The organism is Microbacterium aurugineum (genome assembly GCF_023101205.1).
GTDB classification, from domain to species: Bacteria; Actinomycetota; Actinomycetes; order Actinomycetales; family Microbacteriaceae; genus Microbacterium; species Microbacterium aurugineum.
In genome coordinates this window covers 2,466,995-2,486,011 of record NZ_CP078078.1, presented here as the reverse complement: position 1 = coordinate 2,486,011, position 19,017 = coordinate 2,466,995, and the positions used below count along the sequence as shown (strand labels likewise).

The 19,017-nt window shown below is 68.8% G+C and carries 17 protein-coding genes; 7 read left to right on the top strand and 10 right to left on the bottom strand.

Annotation, left to right across the window (positions count from 1 at the left end):
• Nucleotides 1-3 precede the first annotated feature (3 nt).
• Both glyA and KV397_RS11975 read left to right on the top strand, forming a co-directional pair.
• Entirely contained in the window at nucleotides 4-1,278 is a 1,275-nt protein-coding gene (gene glyA / locus KV397_RS11980) for a serine hydroxymethyltransferase (protein WP_047522668.1), read from the top strand.
• Nucleotides 1,275-2,153: a bifunctional methylenetetrahydrofolate dehydrogenase/methenyltetrahydrofolate cyclohydrolase gene (locus KV397_RS11975; RefSeq protein ID WP_248569655.1), complete on the top strand. Its 879-nt coding sequence runs from the start codon at nucleotides 1,275-1,277 to the stop codon at nucleotides 2,151-2,153. Before glyA ends, KV397_RS11975 begins: the two co-directional genes overlap by 4 nt.
• Nucleotides 2,154-2,199: 46 nt before the next feature.
• On the opposite strand, the gene KV397_RS11970 is transcribed toward KV397_RS11975, so the two are convergent.
• The 9 genes from KV397_RS11970 to KV397_RS11930 form a co-directional block, all read right to left on the bottom strand.
• Nucleotides 2,200-2,763: a phage holin family protein gene (locus KV397_RS11970; protein ID WP_248569654.1), complete on the bottom strand. Its 564-nt coding sequence runs from the start codon at nucleotides 2,761-2,763 to the stop codon at nucleotides 2,200-2,202.
• A gap of 32 nt (nucleotides 2,764-2,795) precedes the next feature.
• Nucleotides 2,796-3,515, bottom strand: coding sequence for a DUF6882 domain-containing protein (locus KV397_RS11965; RefSeq protein WP_261811357.1), 720 nt, complete (start codon nucleotides 3,513-3,515; stop codon nucleotides 2,796-2,798).
• A gap of 22 nt (nucleotides 3,516-3,537) precedes the next feature.
• Nucleotides 3,538-4,785: an MFS transporter gene (locus KV397_RS11960; RefSeq protein WP_261811356.1), complete on the bottom strand. Its 1,248-nt coding sequence runs from the start codon at nucleotides 4,783-4,785 to the stop codon at nucleotides 3,538-3,540.
• Between the two features lie 111 nt (nucleotides 4,786-4,896).
• The gene (locus KV397_RS11955) at nucleotides 4,897-5,697 is read right to left on the bottom strand and encodes an HpcH/HpaI aldolase family protein (RefSeq protein WP_261811355.1); all 801 of its coding nucleotides are present in this window, start codon (nucleotides 5,695-5,697) and stop codon (nucleotides 4,897-4,899) included.
• Complete coding sequence (locus KV397_RS11950; RefSeq protein WP_047522684.1) at nucleotides 5,682-6,467, bottom strand: fumarylacetoacetate hydrolase family protein; 786 nt, start codon at nucleotides 6,465-6,467, stop codon at nucleotides 5,682-5,684. The genes KV397_RS11955 and KV397_RS11950 overlap by 16 nt, the downstream gene beginning before the upstream one ends.
• Before the next feature lie 9 nt (nucleotides 6,468-6,476).
• The gene (gene hpaD, locus KV397_RS11945; RefSeq protein WP_131492451.1) at nucleotides 6,477-7,643 is read right to left on the bottom strand and encodes a 3,4-dihydroxyphenylacetate 2,3-dioxygenase; all 1,167 of its coding nucleotides are present in this window, start codon (nucleotides 7,641-7,643) and stop codon (nucleotides 6,477-6,479) included.
• A 93-nt stretch (nucleotides 7,644-7,736) separates the two neighbouring features.
• On the bottom strand, nucleotides 7,737-9,236 hold the full coding sequence (gene hpaE, locus KV397_RS11940; RefSeq protein WP_131492449.1) for a 5-carboxymethyl-2-hydroxymuconate semialdehyde dehydrogenase: 1,500 nt from the start codon (nucleotides 9,234-9,236) through the stop codon (nucleotides 7,737-7,739).
• Nucleotides 9,233-9,919 carry a GntR family transcriptional regulator gene (locus KV397_RS11935; protein ID WP_131492447.1) on the bottom strand — a complete coding sequence of 229 codons (687 nt, stop codon included), beginning with the start codon at nucleotides 9,917-9,919 and terminating at the stop codon, nucleotides 9,233-9,235. The genes hpaE and KV397_RS11935 overlap by 4 nt, the downstream gene beginning before the upstream one ends.
• Entirely contained in the window at nucleotides 9,916-11,385 is a 1,470-nt protein-coding gene (locus tag KV397_RS11930) for a fumarylacetoacetate hydrolase family protein (protein WP_407665262.1), read from the bottom strand. Before KV397_RS11930 ends, KV397_RS11935 begins: the two co-directional genes overlap by 4 nt.
• A 141-nt stretch (nucleotides 11,386-11,526) precedes the next feature.
• Here KV397_RS11930 and KV397_RS11925 point away from each other — a divergent pair, with 141 nt between their 5' ends.
• The gene (locus KV397_RS11925) at nucleotides 11,527-12,906 is read left to right on the top strand and encodes an MFS transporter (protein ID WP_256536018.1); all 1,380 of its coding nucleotides are present in this window, start codon (nucleotides 11,527-11,529) and stop codon (nucleotides 12,904-12,906) included.
• A 119-nt stretch (nucleotides 12,907-13,025) separates the two neighbouring features.
• Here the strand turns inward: KV397_RS11925 and KV397_RS11920 are convergent, their stop codons facing one another.
• Entirely contained in the window at nucleotides 13,026-13,736 is a 711-nt protein-coding gene (locus KV397_RS11920; protein WP_134353208.1) for an IclR family transcriptional regulator, read from the bottom strand.
• Between the two features lie 145 nt (nucleotides 13,737-13,881).
• Here KV397_RS11920 and KV397_RS11915 point away from each other — a divergent pair, with 145 nt between their 5' ends.
• The 4 genes from KV397_RS11915 (at nucleotide 13,882) to KV397_RS11900 (ending at nucleotide 19,015) form a co-directional block, all read left to right on the top strand.
• Nucleotides 13,882-15,753, top strand: a complete 1,872-nt coding sequence (locus tag KV397_RS11915; RefSeq protein WP_153243731.1) for an FAD-dependent monooxygenase — start codon at nucleotides 13,882-13,884, stop codon at nucleotides 15,751-15,753.
• A gap of 299 nt (nucleotides 15,754-16,052) precedes the next feature.
• A complete protein-coding gene (locus KV397_RS11910; RefSeq protein WP_261811353.1) occupies nucleotides 16,053-17,027 on the top strand; it encodes an ABC transporter ATP-binding protein in 975 nt (324 codons plus the stop codon).
• Nucleotide 17,028: 1 nt separating this feature from the next.
• Complete coding sequence (locus KV397_RS11905) at nucleotides 17,029-17,784, top strand: ABC transporter permease (protein WP_261811352.1); 756 nt, start codon at nucleotides 17,029-17,031, stop codon at nucleotides 17,782-17,784.
• A 28-nt stretch (nucleotides 17,785-17,812) separates the two neighbouring features.
• Complete coding sequence (locus KV397_RS11900) at nucleotides 17,813-19,015, top strand: sensor histidine kinase (RefSeq protein ID WP_261811351.1); 1,203 nt, start codon at nucleotides 17,813-17,815, stop codon at nucleotides 19,013-19,015.
• Nucleotides 19,016-19,017: the final 2 nt, after the last annotated feature.

Genomic DNA, 19,017 nt, shown 5'->3' with positions numbered 1-19,017 from the left:
ATCATGACCGACCGTTACTTCAACGCCCCGCTCGCCGAAGTCGATCCGGAGATCGCTCAGGTCCTCGACCGTGAGCTGAAGCGTCAGCAGACCTTCCTCGAGATGATCGCCTCCGAGAACTTCGTTCCCGTCTCGGTGCTGCAGTCGCAGGGCTCGGTGCTCACGAACAAGTACGCCGAGGGCTACCCCGGGCGTCGGTACTACGGCGGCTGTGAAGAGGTCGACGTCGCCGAGTCCCTCGCGATCGAGCGGGCGAAGAGCCTGTTCGGTGCCGAGTTCGCGAACGTGCAGCCGCACTCCGGCGCCTCCGCCAACGCCGCGGTCCTCCATGCCATCGCCCGCCCCGGCGACACCCTGCTCGGCCTCTCCCTCGACCAGGGTGGTCACCTGACGCACGGCATGAAGATCAACTTCTCGGGTCGCCTGTACGACATCGTCGCGTACGGTGTCGACCCCGAGACCTCGACGATCGACATGGCGGAGGTGCGCCGTCTCGCGATCGAGCACCGACCCAAGGTCATCATCGCCGGCTGGTCGGCCTACCCGCGCACGATGGACTTCGCGGCGTTCCGCGAGATCGCCGACGAGGTCGGGGCTCTGCTCTGGGTCGACATGGCGCACTTCGCGGGTCTGGTGGCCGCGGGCCTGCACCCGAACCCGGTGCCCCACGCCCACGTCGTCTCGTCGACCGTGCACAAGACGATCGGCGGGCCGCGCTCGGGCTTCATCCTCACCAACGACGCCGACATCGCCAAGAAGATCAACTCCGCCGTGTTCCCGGGCCAGCAGGGCGGGCCGCTCATGCACGTGATCGCCGCCAAGGCGACCGCGTTCAAGCTCGCTGGCACGCCCGAGTTCAAGGAGCGCCAGGAGCGCGTGCTGCGCGGTGCCGCACTCATCGCCGAGCGTCTGTCGAAGCAGGACCTGAAGGATGCCGGCATCGCCGTGCGCTCGGGCGGCACCGATGTGCACCTGGTGCTGGTCGACCTGCGTGATGCCGAGATCGACGGCAAGCAGGCAGAAGACCTCCTGCACGACATCCACATCACCGTGAACCGCAACGCGGTCCCGAACGACCCGCGCCCGCCGATGGTCACCTCGGGTCTGCGCATCGGCACGCCCGCACTCGCGACCCGCGGTTTCGGGGACGCCGAGTTCACCGAGGTCGCCGACATCATCGCGCTCGCACTGCTCCCCGGTGCGGACGTGGAGTCGCTGCGTGCCCGCGTCGACGCCCTGGCCGCCGCGTTCCCGCTCTACCCGGACCTGCAGCAGTGACCGCGAAGATCCTGGACGGGAAGGCCGCATCGGCCGCGATCCGTGCGGAGCTCACCGAGCGGGTGGCCGCGCTGACGGCGAAGGGGATCACCCCGGGCATCGCGACGGTGCTCGTGGGGGCCGACCCGGCCTCGCAGCTCTACGTGGGCATGAAGCACCGGCAGTCCGAGAGCATCGGGATGAACTCGATCCAGCGCGAGCTCCCGGCGGACGCCACGCAGGCCGAGGTCGAGGCGCTGATCGACGAGCTCAACGCCGATCCCGCGTGCCACGGGTACATCGTGCAGCTGCCTCTTCCGAAGCACCTCGACACGGACGCCATCCTCGAGCGGATCGACCCGGCGAAGGACGCCGACGGTCTGCACCCGACCAACCTCGGCCGCCTGGTGCTCAACGTCAACGGTCCGATCCACACGCCGTTGCCCTGCACACCGCGCGGCGTGATCGAGCTGCTGCTGCGCAACGACTACGACCTCAGGGGCAAGCACGTGGTCGTGGTCGGCCGCGGGGTCACGATCGGCCGTTCGATCGGGCTCCTGCTCACCCGTCGCGACCTGAACGCCACGGTCACGCTGACCCACACGGGCACGGTCGACATGCCTCGCTACCTGCGGGAGGCCGACGTCATCGTCGCGGCCGCGGGCGTCAAGCACCTCATCCGTCCCGAAGACGTCAAGCCGGGGGCAGCAGTGCTCGACGTCGGCGTGACCCGGGAGACCGACCCGGAGACCGGGAAGAACCTGGTGTTCGGCGACGTGGCGCCCGGCGTCGCGGACGTCGCCGGGTACCTTTCGCCGAACCCGGGTGGCGTCGGCCCGATGACCGTCGCCCTGCTCATGACGAACGTCGTGGAGGCCGCAGAGCGGCTCGCCTGATCGCTTCCGGAGGGGTGCCCGCGTGGGGCACCCCTCCGGACGACGGTCAGCCGAGTTCGTCGAACATTCGACGCTGTTCGGGGGTCAGGCCGTCGCGGAGCTCTTCGCGTGCAGCCGCCATCTCCGGCGACTCCGACGCCGCGGTGTTCGTGGCGGGCGCAGGCTTCGACCGGCTGCCGCCCCTCACCTTCGCCTGCACGGAGTCGTAGATCTCCGCGGTCTTGGCCCGCATCCTGTCATCGATCCGGTCGTAGATCACCCAGCCGAGGAGCAGAGCGACCGGCGGGAGCACGAAGCCCCAGAACCCCGAGGCGCGGACGCCGCTCAGCCACACCGTGAGCACCCAGATGATGAGCTCGACGACGTACACGAGCACGTACTGCACGACCTTCTCGCCGGCCTTCGTGCGCTCGGCGGCGGACTTCGCCGCCGACTTGCGGAACGCACCTGCCAGCAGAGGTTTCACGAAGAGAGCGGCGAGGGTCAGGACGACCGACGCCCACAGGGCGTTCAGGCCCACTGAGACACCGGGCAGCAGCACGCCGATCAGCAGCAGAACGGCGACGTTGAACACCGCGAGCGCGACGAATCGCACGATTCCGTTCTTCATGCGACCAGAATCCCACATCCGCCTTCGCGGACTCACCCCTGTGCGGTGAGCGTGCTCTCGATGCCGCTGATGCGGGCCTGCTCGTCGAAGCGGAACGTCGCCGTCCCGGAGGCATCCGTGACGATCGCGCCCGAGAAGGACTCGTCGGTCCAGGTGAGGGTCCAGCCTGCGAGCCGCGCGAGGTCCCACACCGCCGTGCGGGCGTCGGAGAGATCCATTCCCGAGAGCACGCGGGGCAGCGCGACGACGGCCACCGCGACGGTGAGCGGCGCGAGCGGAGCGTCGAGCAGGAACACCGCCCGGGTGCCGTTGCCGACGGGGGCCGAGTAGTACGGCGAGCGTCCGGTGAGCTCGACCGCGGCGCCGCCGACCGTGTGCGCGGCCTGCGCGATCCACTCGTCACCCGAGGCTTCGGCGGGGAACGGCACCTCCGGCGTGGTCAGTTCGGTGATGCCGTGCGCGGTGCCGTAGGTGTGCAGCTGCGTCGCGATGCCCTGCGGGTCTCCACTGGGATGAGCCCAGGCCCAGAGCAGCGAGGGCGGCCCGGGTGCGATCGTGGCGATCAGGTGCGCGCGTGTGACGAGCTGGCGCGACGGGTCGTCGTTCGCGGTGAAGGTGAGCGTTCCCTGCGCCATGTCCGCGTCCCAGCGGTGCTCGCCGAGGGCATCGGCGGCGGCGGAGAGGGCGTCCTGGCGGAGCGCGACGAACAGAGCGGCACGGTCGGCGAGGGGCTGGAGCGCGGCGTAGGTCATGCCGACAGTCTCCCCGGAGATGCTATGAATCCGCTAGTTCGGCCGGGGTCTTCGTGATCGCTTCCGGTCGACCCATCCGCCAGACACTCGGCACCATCAGGGTGACCAGCGCGATCGACGCGTAGACGACGCCCGAGGTCACGAGCACGGTCGCAGGATCCGCGTGCGTGATCAGCCAGCCGTAGATCAGCGTGCCGATCGGCATCACGACGAAGCTGCCGAGCATGTCGTAGCTCGCGACCCGGGAGAGTTTCTCGCCGGGGATGTTCTCCATCATCGCGAGGTTCCATCCGGTGCTGAAGACCTCGGCGCCGGCACCCGCGATGAAGGCGGCCATCGCGAGGAGGACCACGGCGGGATGGACGCCCAGTATCGTCACCGGGATCGCGAACGCGGCGATGCCGATCATGCCGTAGCGCAGCGGCCTCCGCAGCGGGAACCACATCAGCAGCAGTGTCATCAGCAGCACGCCGGCACCCTCGGCGCTGAGCACCCATCCCCACCCCGTGATCCCGAGGAGGTCGTTGTTCTTCGCGATGTAGGGGCCGACCACGCCCCAGGCACCGATGTGGATCGCGTTCATGACCATGAAGGCCAGCACGACCGTCCACAACCAGGAGCGGCTCCAGAACTCCCGCCACCCGATCCGCAGGTCATGGAACATCGTGGTGCCGCCGGCATGCGAGGGCGGCGGCAGCTTCACGAGCGCGAGCACCGGGATCGCGACCGCCCAGCCCGCGGCCTGGACCACCATCGCCCACGCGGGGCCGGCCGTGGCCACGAGGATCCCGGCCAGGACCGGACCGCCGATCGTGACGGCGGAACGGACGAACGACAGCATCGCGTTGGCCTGTTGCAGATGCTCGGGGGTCGTGAGCTGCGGGATGATGCCCTGCATCGCGGGGAGCACGAAGGCGGTCGAAGCACCGTTGACGATCGAGAGCAGCACGAGCAGCGGAATCGTCGCATTGCCGGTGAACAGGAGGGCCGCGATCGCGCCGATGGACAGGATGTCCACCACGTAGCAGGCCTGGATGATCAGAGCGCGCGGCAGACGGTCGGCGATGACGCCGCCGAACAGCACGAACACGATGTTGCTGACGGTGAACGCGGTGAGGACGAAGGACAGCGAACGCGCGTCGTTGTCGATCTCCAGCACGGCGAACGCGAGTGCGATCGACGACATCGAGCCGGTGATCATGGTGATCGCGCGTGCCAGGAAGAACCAGCGGAAGTTCCGGTCCTGCATCGCGGCGAGGCCGCGGATCATCTCCTGGACTCGCTCGTGCGCATCCGATCATCTTGCCACGGCGGGCACCTTCGAATCGCGCACATGCTCCCCTCCAGGCCACCGAGGCAGCCGGTTGCGCGATTCGAGGGGTCAGTAGCTGGCGCGTGCGCTCCCGTCCGCGCGGATGAAGCGTGCGGCGAGGGCCTCGGAGGCACGGGCGAGCAGTGCGACGTCCGCGCCGACCGCCACGAAGTCGGCACCGGCGGCGAGGTAGGCGTCTGCCGTGGCGGGGTCGAAGGCGTTGACACCCACCGGTTTCCCGGCGGCCGTGACGGCATCGAACACGGTCTTGACCGCGGCCGTGACGTCGGGATGGGTCTGCTGGCCGAGCAGGCCCATCGAGGCCGAGAGATCGGACGGACCGACGAACACCGCATCGACACCGTCGACCGCGGCGATCTCGGCAGCGGCTTCGACCCCGGCGGTCGTCTCGATCTGGACCGTGAGGGAAGTGTGCTGCGCGGACTCCTGAAGGTAGTCGTCGACGCGGTTCCACCGGGCACTGCGTGCGAGCGCACTGCCCACCCCGCGGACGCCGGCCGGGGGATAGCGGGTGGCGGCGACCGCGGCGCGTGCCTCCGGGGCGGATGACACCATCGGGACGATCAGGTTCTGCGCCCCGAGATCGAGGACCTGTTTGATCGCGACGGTGTCGTTGGAGGGGACGCGCACGACCGGGGTGATCGGGTACGTGGCGACCGCCTGGAGCTGCAGGAGCACCGTGTCGAGGGTGTTCGCCGAGTGCTCCATGTCAATCAGCAGCCAGTCGAGTCCTGAGCCTGCGGCGACCTCGGCGAGGAGCGGGCTGCCCGAGCAGACCCACATCCCCACGGACGGACGATCGGTGGCGGCGAGCTGCTCTCGGAACGACGGATCTAGACGAAGCGACATGCGACAGTTCCCATCGGTCCGTAGTCGCACAGCACGTCATCGCCGCGCGACACCCACATCGGGCGCGTGAACGATCCTGCCAGGATGATCTCGCCCGCCTCGAGACGCGCGCCGTGCTGATGGAACTTGTTGGCGAGCCACGCCACTCCGGTGGCCGGGTGGCCGAGCACTCCGGCGGCGACCCCCGTCTCCTCGATCTCGCCGTTGCGGGAGAGGACCCCCGGCACCCATCGCAGATCGATCTCGTCCGGACGACGGTGGACCGTTCCGAGAACCATCGCGCCGTAGGCGGCGTTGTCGCTGATCGTGTCGACGATCGTGCGCCCCTCGAGCTCGATGTGGGAGTTCAGCACCTCGAGTGCTGGGACGGCGTAGTCGATCGCCTCCAGGGCATCCTCGAGGGTGCAGTCCGGCCCCTCGAGCGGTTTCTTCAGCACGAACGCCAGCTCGACCTCGATGCGCACGTTCGAGAAATGGTCGACCGGGATCTCTGCGCCCGACTCGTGGACGGTGTCGTCGAACATCACCCCGTAGTCCGGCTCGGTGATACCCGTCGCCTGCTGCATCGCCTTCGACGTCAGACCGATCTTGCGCCCGACGAGGCGGCGACCCGCGGCGATCTGGGTGTCGCGCCAGACGCCCTGGATCGCGTACGAATCCTCGACCGTGGCCTCCGGGTATCGCGCTGTGATCCGGGGGATCACCGCGTGCGTGCGATCGGCTTCCGCGAGTTCTGCGGCGATCTGCGCGATCGTCTCCTCTGACAGCATCCGTGCCTCCTAGAGCTGGTGGCCCAGCTTGTACTCGCCCTGCTTGTACTCGGGCATCGACTTCTCGCCTTCGTCGGCACGCGTGTACGAGAAGCCGTCGGCGCCGATGGTCACGGCCATCTCGCTGGAGTCGGTTCGCGCGGTCACGGGCTGCGGGTTGCCGTCGAGGTCGAGCACGAGCGAGGCGTCGGTGTACCAGGAGGGCACGACCGGGGTGCCCCACCAGTCGCGGCGCTGGTTGTCGTGCACATCCCACGTCACGACCGGGTTGTCGGGGTCGCCCGTGTAGTAGTCCTGCGTGTAGATCTCGACGCGGTGGCCGTCGGGGTCGCGCAGGTACAGGTAGAACGCGTTCGAGACGCCGTGACGACCCGGGCCTCGCTCGATCGCGTCCGACCGGCGCAGAGCACCGAGCTTGTCGCAGATCGCGAGGATGTTGTGCTTCTCGTGCGTGGCGAAGGCCACATGGTGCATGCGCGGACCGTCGCCTCCGGTGGTCGCGGTGTCGTGGACGGTCGGCTTGCGGCGCAGCCAGGCGGCGTAGACGGTGCCTTCGTCGTCCTGGATGTCCTCGGTGACCCGGAAGCCCAGGTCCTGGTAGTGGCGCACCGCGCGCGGCACATCAGGGGTGACCTGGTTGAAGTGATCCAGACGCACGAGCTCACCGGGGGTGTGCAGGTCGTAGCGCCACGACAGACGCTCGACGTGGTCCGTCGCGTAGAAGAACTCGTAGGGGAAGCCGAGCGGGTCGACGACACGCACGGAGTCGCCGATGCCCTTGACGAAGCCGTTCTCGTCGCGGCGGACGTCGCAGCCCAGTTCGGTGTAGAACTCGACGGCGCGGTCGAGGTCTTCGGGCGTGCGCACCCGGTAGGAGAACGCGGCCACGGCGGCGATCGGCCCCTGACGCAGGATCAGGTTGTGGTGGATGAACTCCTCGGTCGAGCGCAGGTAGATCGCCTGCTCGTCCTCCTCGGTCACGTACAGGCCGAGGATGTCGACGTAGAACTGTCGCGAGGCGGCCAGGTCGGTGACCACGATCTCCATGTACGCGCACCGCAGGATGTCCGGTGGCGTGCTCTTCGGGGTCGTGACGGGGTTGTCCGATTGGATCGGTGCCTCCTGGCTCACGTAGTAGCCCGAGGAGGTCAGGGTCTTTGCGGTCTTGTCGGTCATGTCAGCGTCCTTGCTTTGGGGGTTCCGGTCGCGATATGTCAGCGTTCTGAGCCGAATAGGGTGACATATCGCGACCGGAGCGCGGGGAGAGGGTCAGTTCTTGCCGAAGGTCGGGTTGTGCGAGTGGGCCGCGAGCGTGATGTGCACGCTCTGCTGGTCGGTGTAGAAGTCGATCGAGCGGTAGCCGCCCTCATGGCCGAGACCCGAGGCCTTCACACCGCCGAACGGGGTGCGGAGGTCGCGCACGTTGTTGCTGTTCAGCCAGACCATGCCGGCCTCGACGGACTGCGCGAAGTTGTGTGCGCGCTTGAGGTCGTTGGTCCAGATGTAGGCGGCGAGCCCGTACTTCGTGTTGTTCGCGAGCGACAGTGCCTCCTCGTCGGAGTCGAACGGCGTGATCGCGACGACCGGCCCGAAGATCTCCTCCTGGAAGATGCGGGCGTCGGGGGACACGTCGGCGAACACGGTGGGGGCGACGAAGTTGCCCTCCTCGAAGCCTTCCGGACGACCGCCACCGGCGACCAGGCGCCCCTCCGTCTTGCCGATCTCGACGTAGCTCATCACCTTGTCGTAGTGCTCGGGGTGGACGAGCGCGCCGACCTCGGTGGCCGGATCGTGGGGGTAGCCGACCTTCACGCGCTTCGCCTGCGCCGCGTAGCGCTCCACGAACTCCTCGTAGATCGAGCGCTCGACGAGGATGCGGGATCCTGCCGTGCAGCGCTCGCCGTTGAGGGAGAACACACCGAAGATCGTGGCGTCGACGGCGGCTTCCAGGTCGGCGTCGGCGAAGACCACAGCCGGCGACTTTCCACCGAGCTCCATCGACAGGCCCTTGAGGAACGGGGCCGCGTTGCCGAAGATGATCTGTCCGGTGCGGCTCTCGCCCGTGAAGGAGATGAGAGGCACGTCGGGGTGCTTGACCAGCGCGTCGCCCGCGTCTTCGCCCAGGCCGTTCACGAGGTTGAAGACGCCCTGCGGAAGACCGGCCTCCTCGAAGATGCCCGCCCACAGCGAGGCGGACAGCGGGGTGAACTCGGCGGGCTTGAGCACGACCGTGTTGCCGGTCGCGAGCGCGGGGCCGAGCTTCCACGACTCGAGCATGAAGGGCGTGTTCCAGGGTGTGATGAGGCCCGCGACGCCGATCGGCTTGCGGTTGACGTAGTTCATCTGGCGGCCGGGAACCTTGAACGCATCGTCCGACTGCGCCACGATGAGGTCTGCGAAGAAGCGGAAGTTCTCGGCGGCGCGACGGGCCTGACCCAGAGCCTGAGTGATCGGGAGGCCGGAGTCGTAGGACTCGAGCTCGGCCAGGCGGGCGTCGCGCGACTCGACGATGTCCGCGATCCGGTGCAGCACGCGCGACCGCTCGCGGGGGAGCATCCGCGGCCAGGGGCCCTCGTCGAATGCACGCCTCGCGGCGGCGACCGCGAGGTCGATGTCGGCCTTCTTCCCGGCGGCGGCGGTCGTGTAGGCCTGGTTGGTGACCGGGTCGAGGACATCGAACGTGTCGCCGTCGACGGAGTCGACGAACGCGCCGTCGATGTAGTGCTGGATGTGGTCGGGAAGGTCGGCGGGGATGCGCGAATCAGTCATGACGGTTCTCCTGTGGCGTGAGCGGTACGGGTGTGCAGCGCATCGAGGAACGCGTCCCTCGTGCGCCAACGGTGGTTGCGGGCGGCGAGCTCGATCTCGAGCGGGTCGGCCCCTTCGCGGATGAGTTCGAGGATCTGCGTGTGCTCGTCGACCGAGTGGTGGGCGCGCCCCGGGACGTACGCGAACGTGGTGTCGCGGATGCCGGAGAGCCGGGCCCAGCCGCGATGGACGAGGTCGAGCAGATGCGGGTTCGGGCACGGGGCGAACAGCACGGAGTGGAACTGACGGTTCAACTCCGTGAAGCTGTGTGCGTCGAAGTGGTCGAGCAGTCGCGTCATGCGCTCGTTCACCTCCGCGGCCTCGGCGAGGGCGTCGGCGTCGAGCAGGGGAGCGGAGAGCGCGGTGGCGGCGCCCTCGACGAGCCCCAGGGTCTGCATGGTGTGCGCGTACTCGCTCTCGTCCACGAGCGTCACCCGCGCGCCGACGTTGCGTTCGAACGTGACGAGACCTTCGGCTTCGAGACGGCGGATCGCTTCCCGGACCGGGACCACGCTCATGTCGAGCTCCTCGGCGATCGCGCCGAGCACCAGGCGGTATCCCGGGCCGAAGACGTGTGCAGCGATGCGGGAGCGGATCCAGGTGTACGCCTGCTCCGACTTGCTGGTGCTGGCGACCGTGGTCATCGCTGTCCCCGGTCGGACGTGGCGGCCTCGTAGCGGGCGCGCCACTCCGCGTTGAGGGGGAACAGCCCGTCGACCGGGTGCCCGGCGGCGACCTGCTCGGCGATCCAGGCGTCCTCGATCTCCTGGGCGACCGCATCGGCGGCGACCTCTTCCGCCAGGCCGGGGGGGATGACGATCACGCCGTCGCTGTCGCCGACGATGATGTCGCCGGGCTGCACGGTCGCCCCGCCGCAGGAGATCGTGACATCCACGTCCCACGGCACGTGTTTGCGTCCGAGGACCGACGGGTGCGCGCCCTGGGAGAACACCGGCAGACCGATCTCGGCCACGGCATCGAAGTCGCGGACCCCGCCGTCGGTGACCACACCGGCCGCCCCGCGGGTCTTCGCCCGGAGCGCGAGGATGTCGCCGAGGGTGCCCGTGGTGGCGTCGCCCCGTGCCTCGATGACGATGACCTCATCTTCGTCGACCGCGTCGAAGGCGCGCTTCTGGGCGTTGTACCCGCCGCCGTGGGTCGTGAAGAGATCTTCGCGGAACGGCACGAACCGCAGCGTCTTCGCGGTGCCGACGATCTTGCGACCCGGGATGTTGACCGACACCCCGTCGATGAAGCAGGAGTGGTGGCCACGCTTGCGGAGCTGCGCCGAGAGCCCGGCGGTCGGGGCTTCGAGGAGCAGCGTCCGCAGCTCGGGCGAGAGCGCGGAAGCCTTCTCGACAGGGGGGAGGCCGGCTTCCTCGCGCGACCCCCAGGCCTCGGTGCGCTGCAGATCGTCCACGGCGGGGAGTGAGCCGAGGTCGCCGTCGAACGGGACATCGCCCTGCGTCACGGTGGTGATGAGTCGGCCCGAGGTCGGGGCGCCGGGAGCGGTCGGGGCGTCCACCTCGACCTCGACGACATCACCGGGGACGATGACGGAGGAGCCGGCGGGGGTGCCGGTGAGGATCACGTCGCCGGGTTCGAGGGTGAAGTGCTGGGAGAGGTCGGCCACGAGCTGCGCGAGGGGGAAGATGAGCCCCGCCGTGGTGTCGTCCTGGCGGAGTTCGCCGTTGACCCAGGTGCGCACGCGGAGGGCTTCGGGGTCGACCGAGCGGGCGTCGATGACGTCCGGGCCGAGCGGTGTGTAGCCGTCGCCGCCCTTGGAGCGGACGTTCGAGCCCTTGTCGTTCGCGCGGAGGTCGTACAGGCCGAGGTCGTTCGATGCGGTGACCCCGCTGACGTGCGACCAGGCCTCGGCGAGCGGGACCCGACGCGCCGCCGTGCCGATCACGAGGGCGATCTCCCCTTCGAAGGCGAGCAGCTCGGTGCCGGCGGGGCGTTCGACCGTGCCTCCCGAGGCGGCGACGGAACTCGCCGGCTTGAAGAAGTAGGAGGGGGAGGCGGGGCGCCTGCCGCGCTGATCAGCACGGGACGCGTAGCTCAGATGGATCGCGATGATCTTGCCGGGGCGGCTGATGGTCTCCGTCACGGGGCGCCTCCTCGCGCTCGTCTGCGACGCCTTGTGCGTCGTATTCGAAATCATATATCATCGGTTCACCCCTCGGCAAGCATTTGGATCCGTTCCGCTGCGCGCCGTGACAATGCGGTCACAACCAGAAGGAGACACCCCATGAGCGGGCAGTCACAGGATGGGTTCACGCCCACCGGAACCATCGCGACATCGGCCGATCGGCGCCGCGTCGTCTTCGCAACCGTCGTCGGCACCACCGTCGAGTGGTACGACTTCTTCATCTACGCCACAGCGGTCGGACTCGTTTTCGGGCAGCTGTTCTTCGAGCCCCTGGGCGCGAACAGTGCGCTGGTCGCCTTCGCGACGGTCGGCGTCAGCTTCCTCTTCCGCCCGCTCGGCGCCTTCCTCGCGGGGCACTACGGCGACAAGCTCGGGCGCAAGACCGTGCTCATGTGGACACTCATCCTGATGGGCGCCGCGACGGCGCTCATCGGTCTCCTGCCCACGTACGAGACGATCGGGATCACGGCGCCGATCCTGCTGGTGCTGCTCCGCATCATCCAGGGCATCTCCGCCGGCGGTGAGTGGGGCGGCGCGGTGCTGATGGCCGTCGAGCACGCTCCGCGCAAGAAGCGCGGCATCTTCGGCGCGTCGCCGCAGATCGGCGTTCCCCTCGGCCTGCTCCTCGCCTCGGGCGTGATGGCGCTGATGACCGTGATCGCTCCCGGCGAGCAGTTCATGGCCTGGGGCTGGCGGGTGCCGTTCCTGCTCAGCGTGGTGCTGATCCTCGTCGGCTACTACGTGCGTCGCAAGGTCGAGGAGAGCCCGGTCTTCACCGAACTCGCTGCGCGCAAGGAGAAGGCGCAGATGCCGATCGCGCAGCTGTTCCGCAAGCACCTGCTGCTCGTCATCATCGCGGCGCTGGTGTTCGCCGGCAACAACGCCGTCGGCTACATGACCACCGGCGGATACATCCAGGGCTACGCGACCAACCCCGAGGGGTCGATCGGCCTCGAGCGCGGACCGGTCCTCTGGGCTGTCGCGGGTTCTGCCGTCACCTGGCTGCTCACGACCCTTCTCGCCGGATGGCTGTCCGACCGCATCGGCCGTCGTACGACGTACGTCATCGGATGGGTGTTGCAGCTGATCGGTGTGTTCACCCTGTTCCCGCTCGTGAACACCGGCGAGATCGGTCTGCTGTTCGCCGGTCTCGCGATCCTGACCATCGGTCTCGGCTTCACCTACGGCCCGCAGGCGGCGCTGTACGCCGAACTGTTCCCTGCGAGCATCCGCTTCTCGGGAGTGTCCATCTCCTACGCGATCGGCGCGATCGCCGGAGGGGCGTTCGCACCGACGATCGCCACCGCCATCGTGAGCGCGACCGGCTCGACGGACGCCGTCACGTGGTACCTCGCCGGGATGACGGTTCTCGGACTGATCGCCACGCTGCTGCTGCGCGATCGCTCCGGCATTCCGCTCGGACCGGACCACGAGGCGGAGCAGTCCGTCAGCCCGATCCACGGACTCGCGAAGGCCTGACCCGCTCCGGTCTCGCTCTTCGCCCCGTCTCGCTCTTCGCCCCGTTGCGGGATCGAAAACGCGCGTCTACTCACCCGTAGGCGCGCGTTTTTGATCCCGCACGCGCTGTTGTGGCCGGGTCAGCCGGCGAGGGAGTCGCGGATGGCCTCGGCCGAACGCTGGAGGCGCGCGGCGATCGCGGCATCATCGAGCGCGGTCGCCACGTGCACGACGGCGATCGCGGCCGGGCGCTGACCCCGGAGCGCGAGCGGTACCGCCACCGACTGCACGGTGGGGATGACCTCGTCGTGGCTGGTCGCGAAGCCGCGGTCCTTCGTCGTCTCGACGTCTGCGGGGAGGGAGGAGGGGGCGCCCGCCGGCCACTCGGCAGGCGGGAGCTGCGCCAGGATGGCCTTGCCCGGTGCGCCGACGGTGACGGGATGCCGGGCGCCGGGGCGCTGCGCGACACTGGCGACCGCATGGCGGGGCTCGACACTCGCCAGCGTGATGCACTCCCCGCCGTCGAGCACGGCGAGGAAGCAGGTCATGCCCAGCTCGTTGGCGATCGCGGTGAGCTCGGGGAGCGCTTCGGCCTGGAGGTCATGGGCGACACCGGCGGCGAGCGCCGCCATCCGGGCGCCGAGACCCACGGCCCCCGCGGCATCGCGCGTCACCAGGCGGTGGTCTTCGAGTGTGCGCACCAGGCGGTAGGCGATCGAGCGGTGCACCCCGAGGCGGGCAGAGATCTCGTCGATCGTGAGCGCCCCGCGCGCGTCGGCCAGGACTTCGAGGATGCGGATGCCGCGGCTCAGGGTCTGCGAGGCGGGGGAGGTCTTCGTGTTCTCGGGCATGCGGGTGCTCCCTTGCGATGTGCGGCGCCGCGGACTACGCTGTGTTCAATAGTAGAACAGCATGTTCGAATATAGAACACAGCGTTCGACGAAAGCAAGACCCGCAGGCAAGACCGACGAAGAAGTCCGGAAGGAATCGACGACGATGCAGTTCCACCACCACGGCTATGTCTCCGCTGACCCGCGCGTGCAGGATGCCGCCGGAATCGGTGCAGACCGGCCCGCCGACATCCCGGACGAGATCGACGTGCTCATCGTCGGCTCCGGACCCGCAGGCATGCTGCTCGCCGCTCAGATGTCGCAGTACCCCGGCATCTCCACCCGGATCATCGAGAAGCGCGGCGGACGTCTCCCGCTCGGTCAGGCGGACGGCATCCAGCCACGCAGCGTCGAGACGTTCCAGGCGTTCGGATTTGCCGAGCGGATCATCGCCGAGGCGTACAACATCGGCTGGATGAACTTCTGGGGCCCGAATCCTGACAAGCGCGACGAGATCGTCCGCACCTCCCGCACGTCCGACTACGCCTACGACATCTGCGAGTTCCCGCACCTGATCGTCAACCAGGCGCGCGTCCTCGACTACTTCGCCGAGTCCGCTGCGCACGGCCCCGGCAGGATCGTCCCCGACTACGGCGTGGAGTTCACGGGCCTCACCGTCCACGACGACGGCGCGTACCCGGTCGAGGTGGGGATCCGCTACGTCGCGGGGGAGCGCGTCGGCGAGGAACGGACCATCCGTGCCCGGTTCGTCGTCGGCTGCGACGGCGCGCGCAGCGGTGTGCGACAGGCGATCGGGCGGACGCACGTGGGAGCGTCCTCGGCGCACGCATGGGGCGTGATGGACGTCCTCGTCAACACCGACTTCCCGGACTGGCGCACCAAGTGTGCGATCAACTCCGAAGCGGGCAACATCCTCCACATCCCGCGTGAGGGCGGGTACCTCTCGCGCATGTACATCGATCTGGGTGAAGTCGCCGACGACGATGACCACCGGGTGCGGCAGACGCCCATCGAGGAGATCATCCGCCGGGCCAACGAGATCCTGCACCCGTACACGCTCGACGTACGCGAGGTCGCCTGGCACAGCGTGTACGAGGTCGGTCACCGGGTCACCGACGGCTTCGACGACGTGATCGACGAATCGGGACGCACCCCGCGGGTGTTCCTGACCGGCGACGCCTGCCACACCCACAGCGCCAAGGCCGGCCAGGGAATGAACGTCTCGATGCAGGACGGCTTCAACCTCGGCTGGAAGCTCGGCTCGGTCCTCACGGGGCGCGCCCCCGAGACGCTGCTGGCGACGTACGGTGCGGAACGGCGACCGGTGGCACAGCAGCTCATCGACTTCGATCGGGAGTGGTCGACGCTGATGGCGCGCAAGCCGGAGGAGATCTCCGACCCCAACGAGCTGGCGACCTACTACCTCGCCACCGCCGAGTTCCCCTCCGGGTTCATGACGCAGTACACCTCGTCCATGATCACCGGAACAGACGCCCATCAGGCGCTCGCGACCGGCTATCCGCTCGGCAAGCGCTTCAAGTCAGCCGAGGTCGTGCGGGTCGGCGACGGCAACGTCATCCACCTGGGCCATCACGCGAAGGCCGACGGACGCTGGCGTGTCTATGCGTTCGGCGACCGCACCGGTGACGCGCTCGCCGCCTGGGCGGAGAAGGCCGAGCCGCTCTTCGCCCGCTTCACCCCGGCCGATGCCGACGTGGATGCACTCTTCGACGTCAAGGCGGTCTACCAGCAGCCGTTCGAAGAGGTGGAAGTGACTTCGGCTCCCGCGCTGTTCCAGCCGAAGACCGGCCCCCTCGGGCTCACCGACTGGGAGAAGGTCTACGCAGCGGGCCCCAGCAAGTGGTGTGAGACCGACATCTTCGCGGCGCGTGAGCTGTCGCGCGACGGAGTGGTGGTCGTCGTACGACCCGACCAGTACGTCGCGGCGATCTTCCCGCTCGATGACACGGCTGCGTTGGCGGACTTCCTCGACGGCGCGTTCCTTCCCGCGGGGTGAGGCGCCGGAGCCCTGCGCTCCGTTTCCCTCTCCGCCTCCCTCTCTCTCTGCCTCCCTCTCCGCCTCCAGCGGCAGGCTCCAGCGGCAGGGCGGGCCGCTCCTCCTGAAGGAGAACTCACGAAAAGAAGGAGCGTTCAGGCCATCTGCTCCTTCATCTCGTGAGTTCTCCTTCATTCCGGGGGCGGGGACGGAGGGGACGGAGCGGGAGGGGGGACGGGGGCCTGGACATGACACGTGTCATGTCCAGGAGATGACACTGCCCTCCGGACTCGGCTGCCGTGACGGGCGAGGCTGGAGGCATGAACAACTCCTCCGTGGACGAGTCGGCGACGCGGGTCACCGCGCGACCGGCATCCGAGGTCCCGAACGATGATCCCGTGGTGCTCGAACTGCGCGCCGTGAAGCGACACTTCGGCGTGGGTGACCGCCGCGTGCACGCGGTCGACGGCGTGGACCTGTCGATCCGACGCGGTGAGGTGGTCGCGCTGCTCGGCCCCAACGGCGCGGGCAAGACGACCACACTCGACATGCTGCTCGGACTCACCGAACCCAGCAGCGGTACCGTGCGGGTGCTCGGTGTCACGCCCGGACGCGCGACGTCGAGTGGGGCGATCGGGGCCGTGCTGCAGACCGGCGGCCTGCTCGGCGACCTGACCGTGGGCGAGACCGTGCGCCTCATCGCCTCCTTGCACGGATCGGACGCGCTGGGACGGGTTCCCGAGGTGATGGCTCGCGCCGATCTGGATCACCTCTCCCGTCGCCGCGTCGCGAAGTGCTCCGGCGGCGAGCAGCAGCGGGTGAAGTTCGCGCTCGCGATGGTCTCCGACCCCGACATCCTCGTGCTCGACGAGCCCACGGCGGGCATGGACGTCACCGCGCGTCGTCACTTCTGGGACGTGATGCGGGCGGATGCGGATGCCGGTCGCACGATCATCTTCGCCACCCACTACCTCGAAGAGGCAGAGCAGTTCGCACGCCGCACCGTGGTGATGCACCGCGGCACGGTCGTCGCAGACGCTCCCACCGCGCTGCTGCGTGCAAGCCTCGGAGAGCGCACCGTGTCGGCGACCGTCGCCGAGACCTCGACGACCCTCGTCGCCACGTTGGTGGCCACGGAGGGCATCGCGGACGTGCGCCTGGACGGTGACCGGGTGAGCCTGCGGGCCGCGGACTCCGATGCCGTCGCCCGCCTCCTCCTCGACCACGGCGCTCACGATCTCGAGATCGCCGCTCCCACCCTCGAAACCGCCTTCACGGCGCTGACGGAGAACTGACATGCTCGTCTCACCCACCATGCTGCGCATCGAAGGCGTCCGCCAGCTGCGCAATCCCTACACGCTCGCGTTCACTCTGGCCATGCCGGTCGCGATGTACCTGCTGTTCGGTGCCGGGATGGGCTACGGCTCCCTGTCGGCCGGCAACGGCAACGTCTCGTTCTACGTGATGACGTCGATGGCCGCCTACGGCACCGCCGTGGCGATGAGTTCGCTCACCTCCCTCGCCGCGACCGAGGCGAAGCAGGGGTGGGGGCGCCAGCTGGCGATGACCCCGCTCACCACCGCCGGCTACGCGGTGACCAAGCTGCTCACCGCCGTCTCCTTCGCGACGCTGGCCCTGCTGGCGGTCTTCACCGCAGGCATCATGACAGGGGCACAGGTCGAGGATGCCTGGCGCTGGGTCGCGACCGCCGGCATCATCCTCGGGATCGGCTTGATCTACGGACTGTTCGGCCTCGGTGTCGGGCTCTTCTTCAGCTCGGACTCCGCGGCGGCGCTCGCCTCCATCTCGATGACGTTCTTCGCGTTCTTCGGCAACGTCTTCATGCCGCTCGACGGTGTGATGCTCGACATCGCTCGGTTCACCCCTCTGTACGGCTTCGTCGCGCTGAGTCGCTGGCCGCTCACGGAGGGCGTGCTCACCACGGGGCAGACCGACGAACTGTGGATGCTGTTCCTCAACGTCGCCGTGTGGCTCGCGCTGTTCGTCCTGCTGGTGACGATGGGAATCAAGCGCTCGCGGGCGCGCCAGTAGCGGTGCGCACCGACAGTAGGTTGGACGGATGACGCAGCACACGAATCCGGATCGCCCGGAGTCACCGGGGCCCTCCCACGAAGCCGCGACCTTCGCGGCGGCGGGTGCGGCCCCGGCGGCCTGGTCGGCTCCCGGCGCACGCCGCGCCACCGGGAAGGACCCGTGGGCGCGGTTCGGCTGGCTGATGGCCGTGATCTGGCTCGTGTTCCTCGTGTACCCGGTCATAGCGCTGGTGCACTCCGAGGCGGCACCGGCCTGGGTCGTCGTCGGCTGGATCGCTCTGTTCGTCTTCGTCGTCCTCTACATCACCGGCTTCATCCACGGCATGCGCGGGGGCGGGGGACTGGGACGCCCACCGTCGAGGCGGCAGTGGACCACCTTCGCCGCGCTGATCGGTTGCGCGCTGATCTCCGTCCCGGCCGAGGGGGGATCGGCCCTGAGCTTCCTGCCGTTCATCATGTCGTTCGCCTCCTATGGCCTGACCCGTGTCTGGCACTGGATCACGACGATCGGCGCCGTCGTGGTCACCGTGGCCTGCGTCTTCCTCATCCCCGGCGGCTTCACCTACCTCTCCGTGCTTGCCATCGTGGTCCTGCTCGGTGTCGTGAACACCGTGTCGACCTGGCTCATCATCCGTTCCGCGGAGGCGGAGCGACTGGGCCTCGAGCTGGCGACCAGCGAAGGACGCGAAGCCGTCGCCCGCGATGTGCACGACCTGATCGGCCATTCGCTGACGGTCGTCGGGCTCAAGGCGCAGCTGGTGCGGCGCCTGATGGACTCCGATCCGGAGCGGGCGAAGGTTGAGCTCGCCGACATCGAGCGACTCACCGCCGAGGCGATCGCGGGTGTGCGCTCGACGGTGGCGGGAGCGCGTGCGACGACGCTCGTGGAGCAACTCGCGTCGTCGCAGGATTCCTTCCGCGCGGCCGACATCGAGGTGCGGGTCGACGGTGAGCCCGGCGCGCTGTCTCCCGCCCAGGCGCTCACCGCGAGTTGGATCCTGCGCGAGGCGACCACCAACACGCTCCGCCATTCGCGGGCGCGCACGGTGCTCGTACGACTCGCGCCCGGACGCATGATCGTGGAGGACGACGGGGTGGGCATCAGCGGGAGCGAAGGGAACGGCATCCACGGAATGCGCGAGCGCGCGGCGGCCGCGGGCGCAGGATTCGTCATCGGGCCGGCGGATGCCTCCGGAGGCTCCGGCACACGGGTGGAGGTGACGTGGTGAGC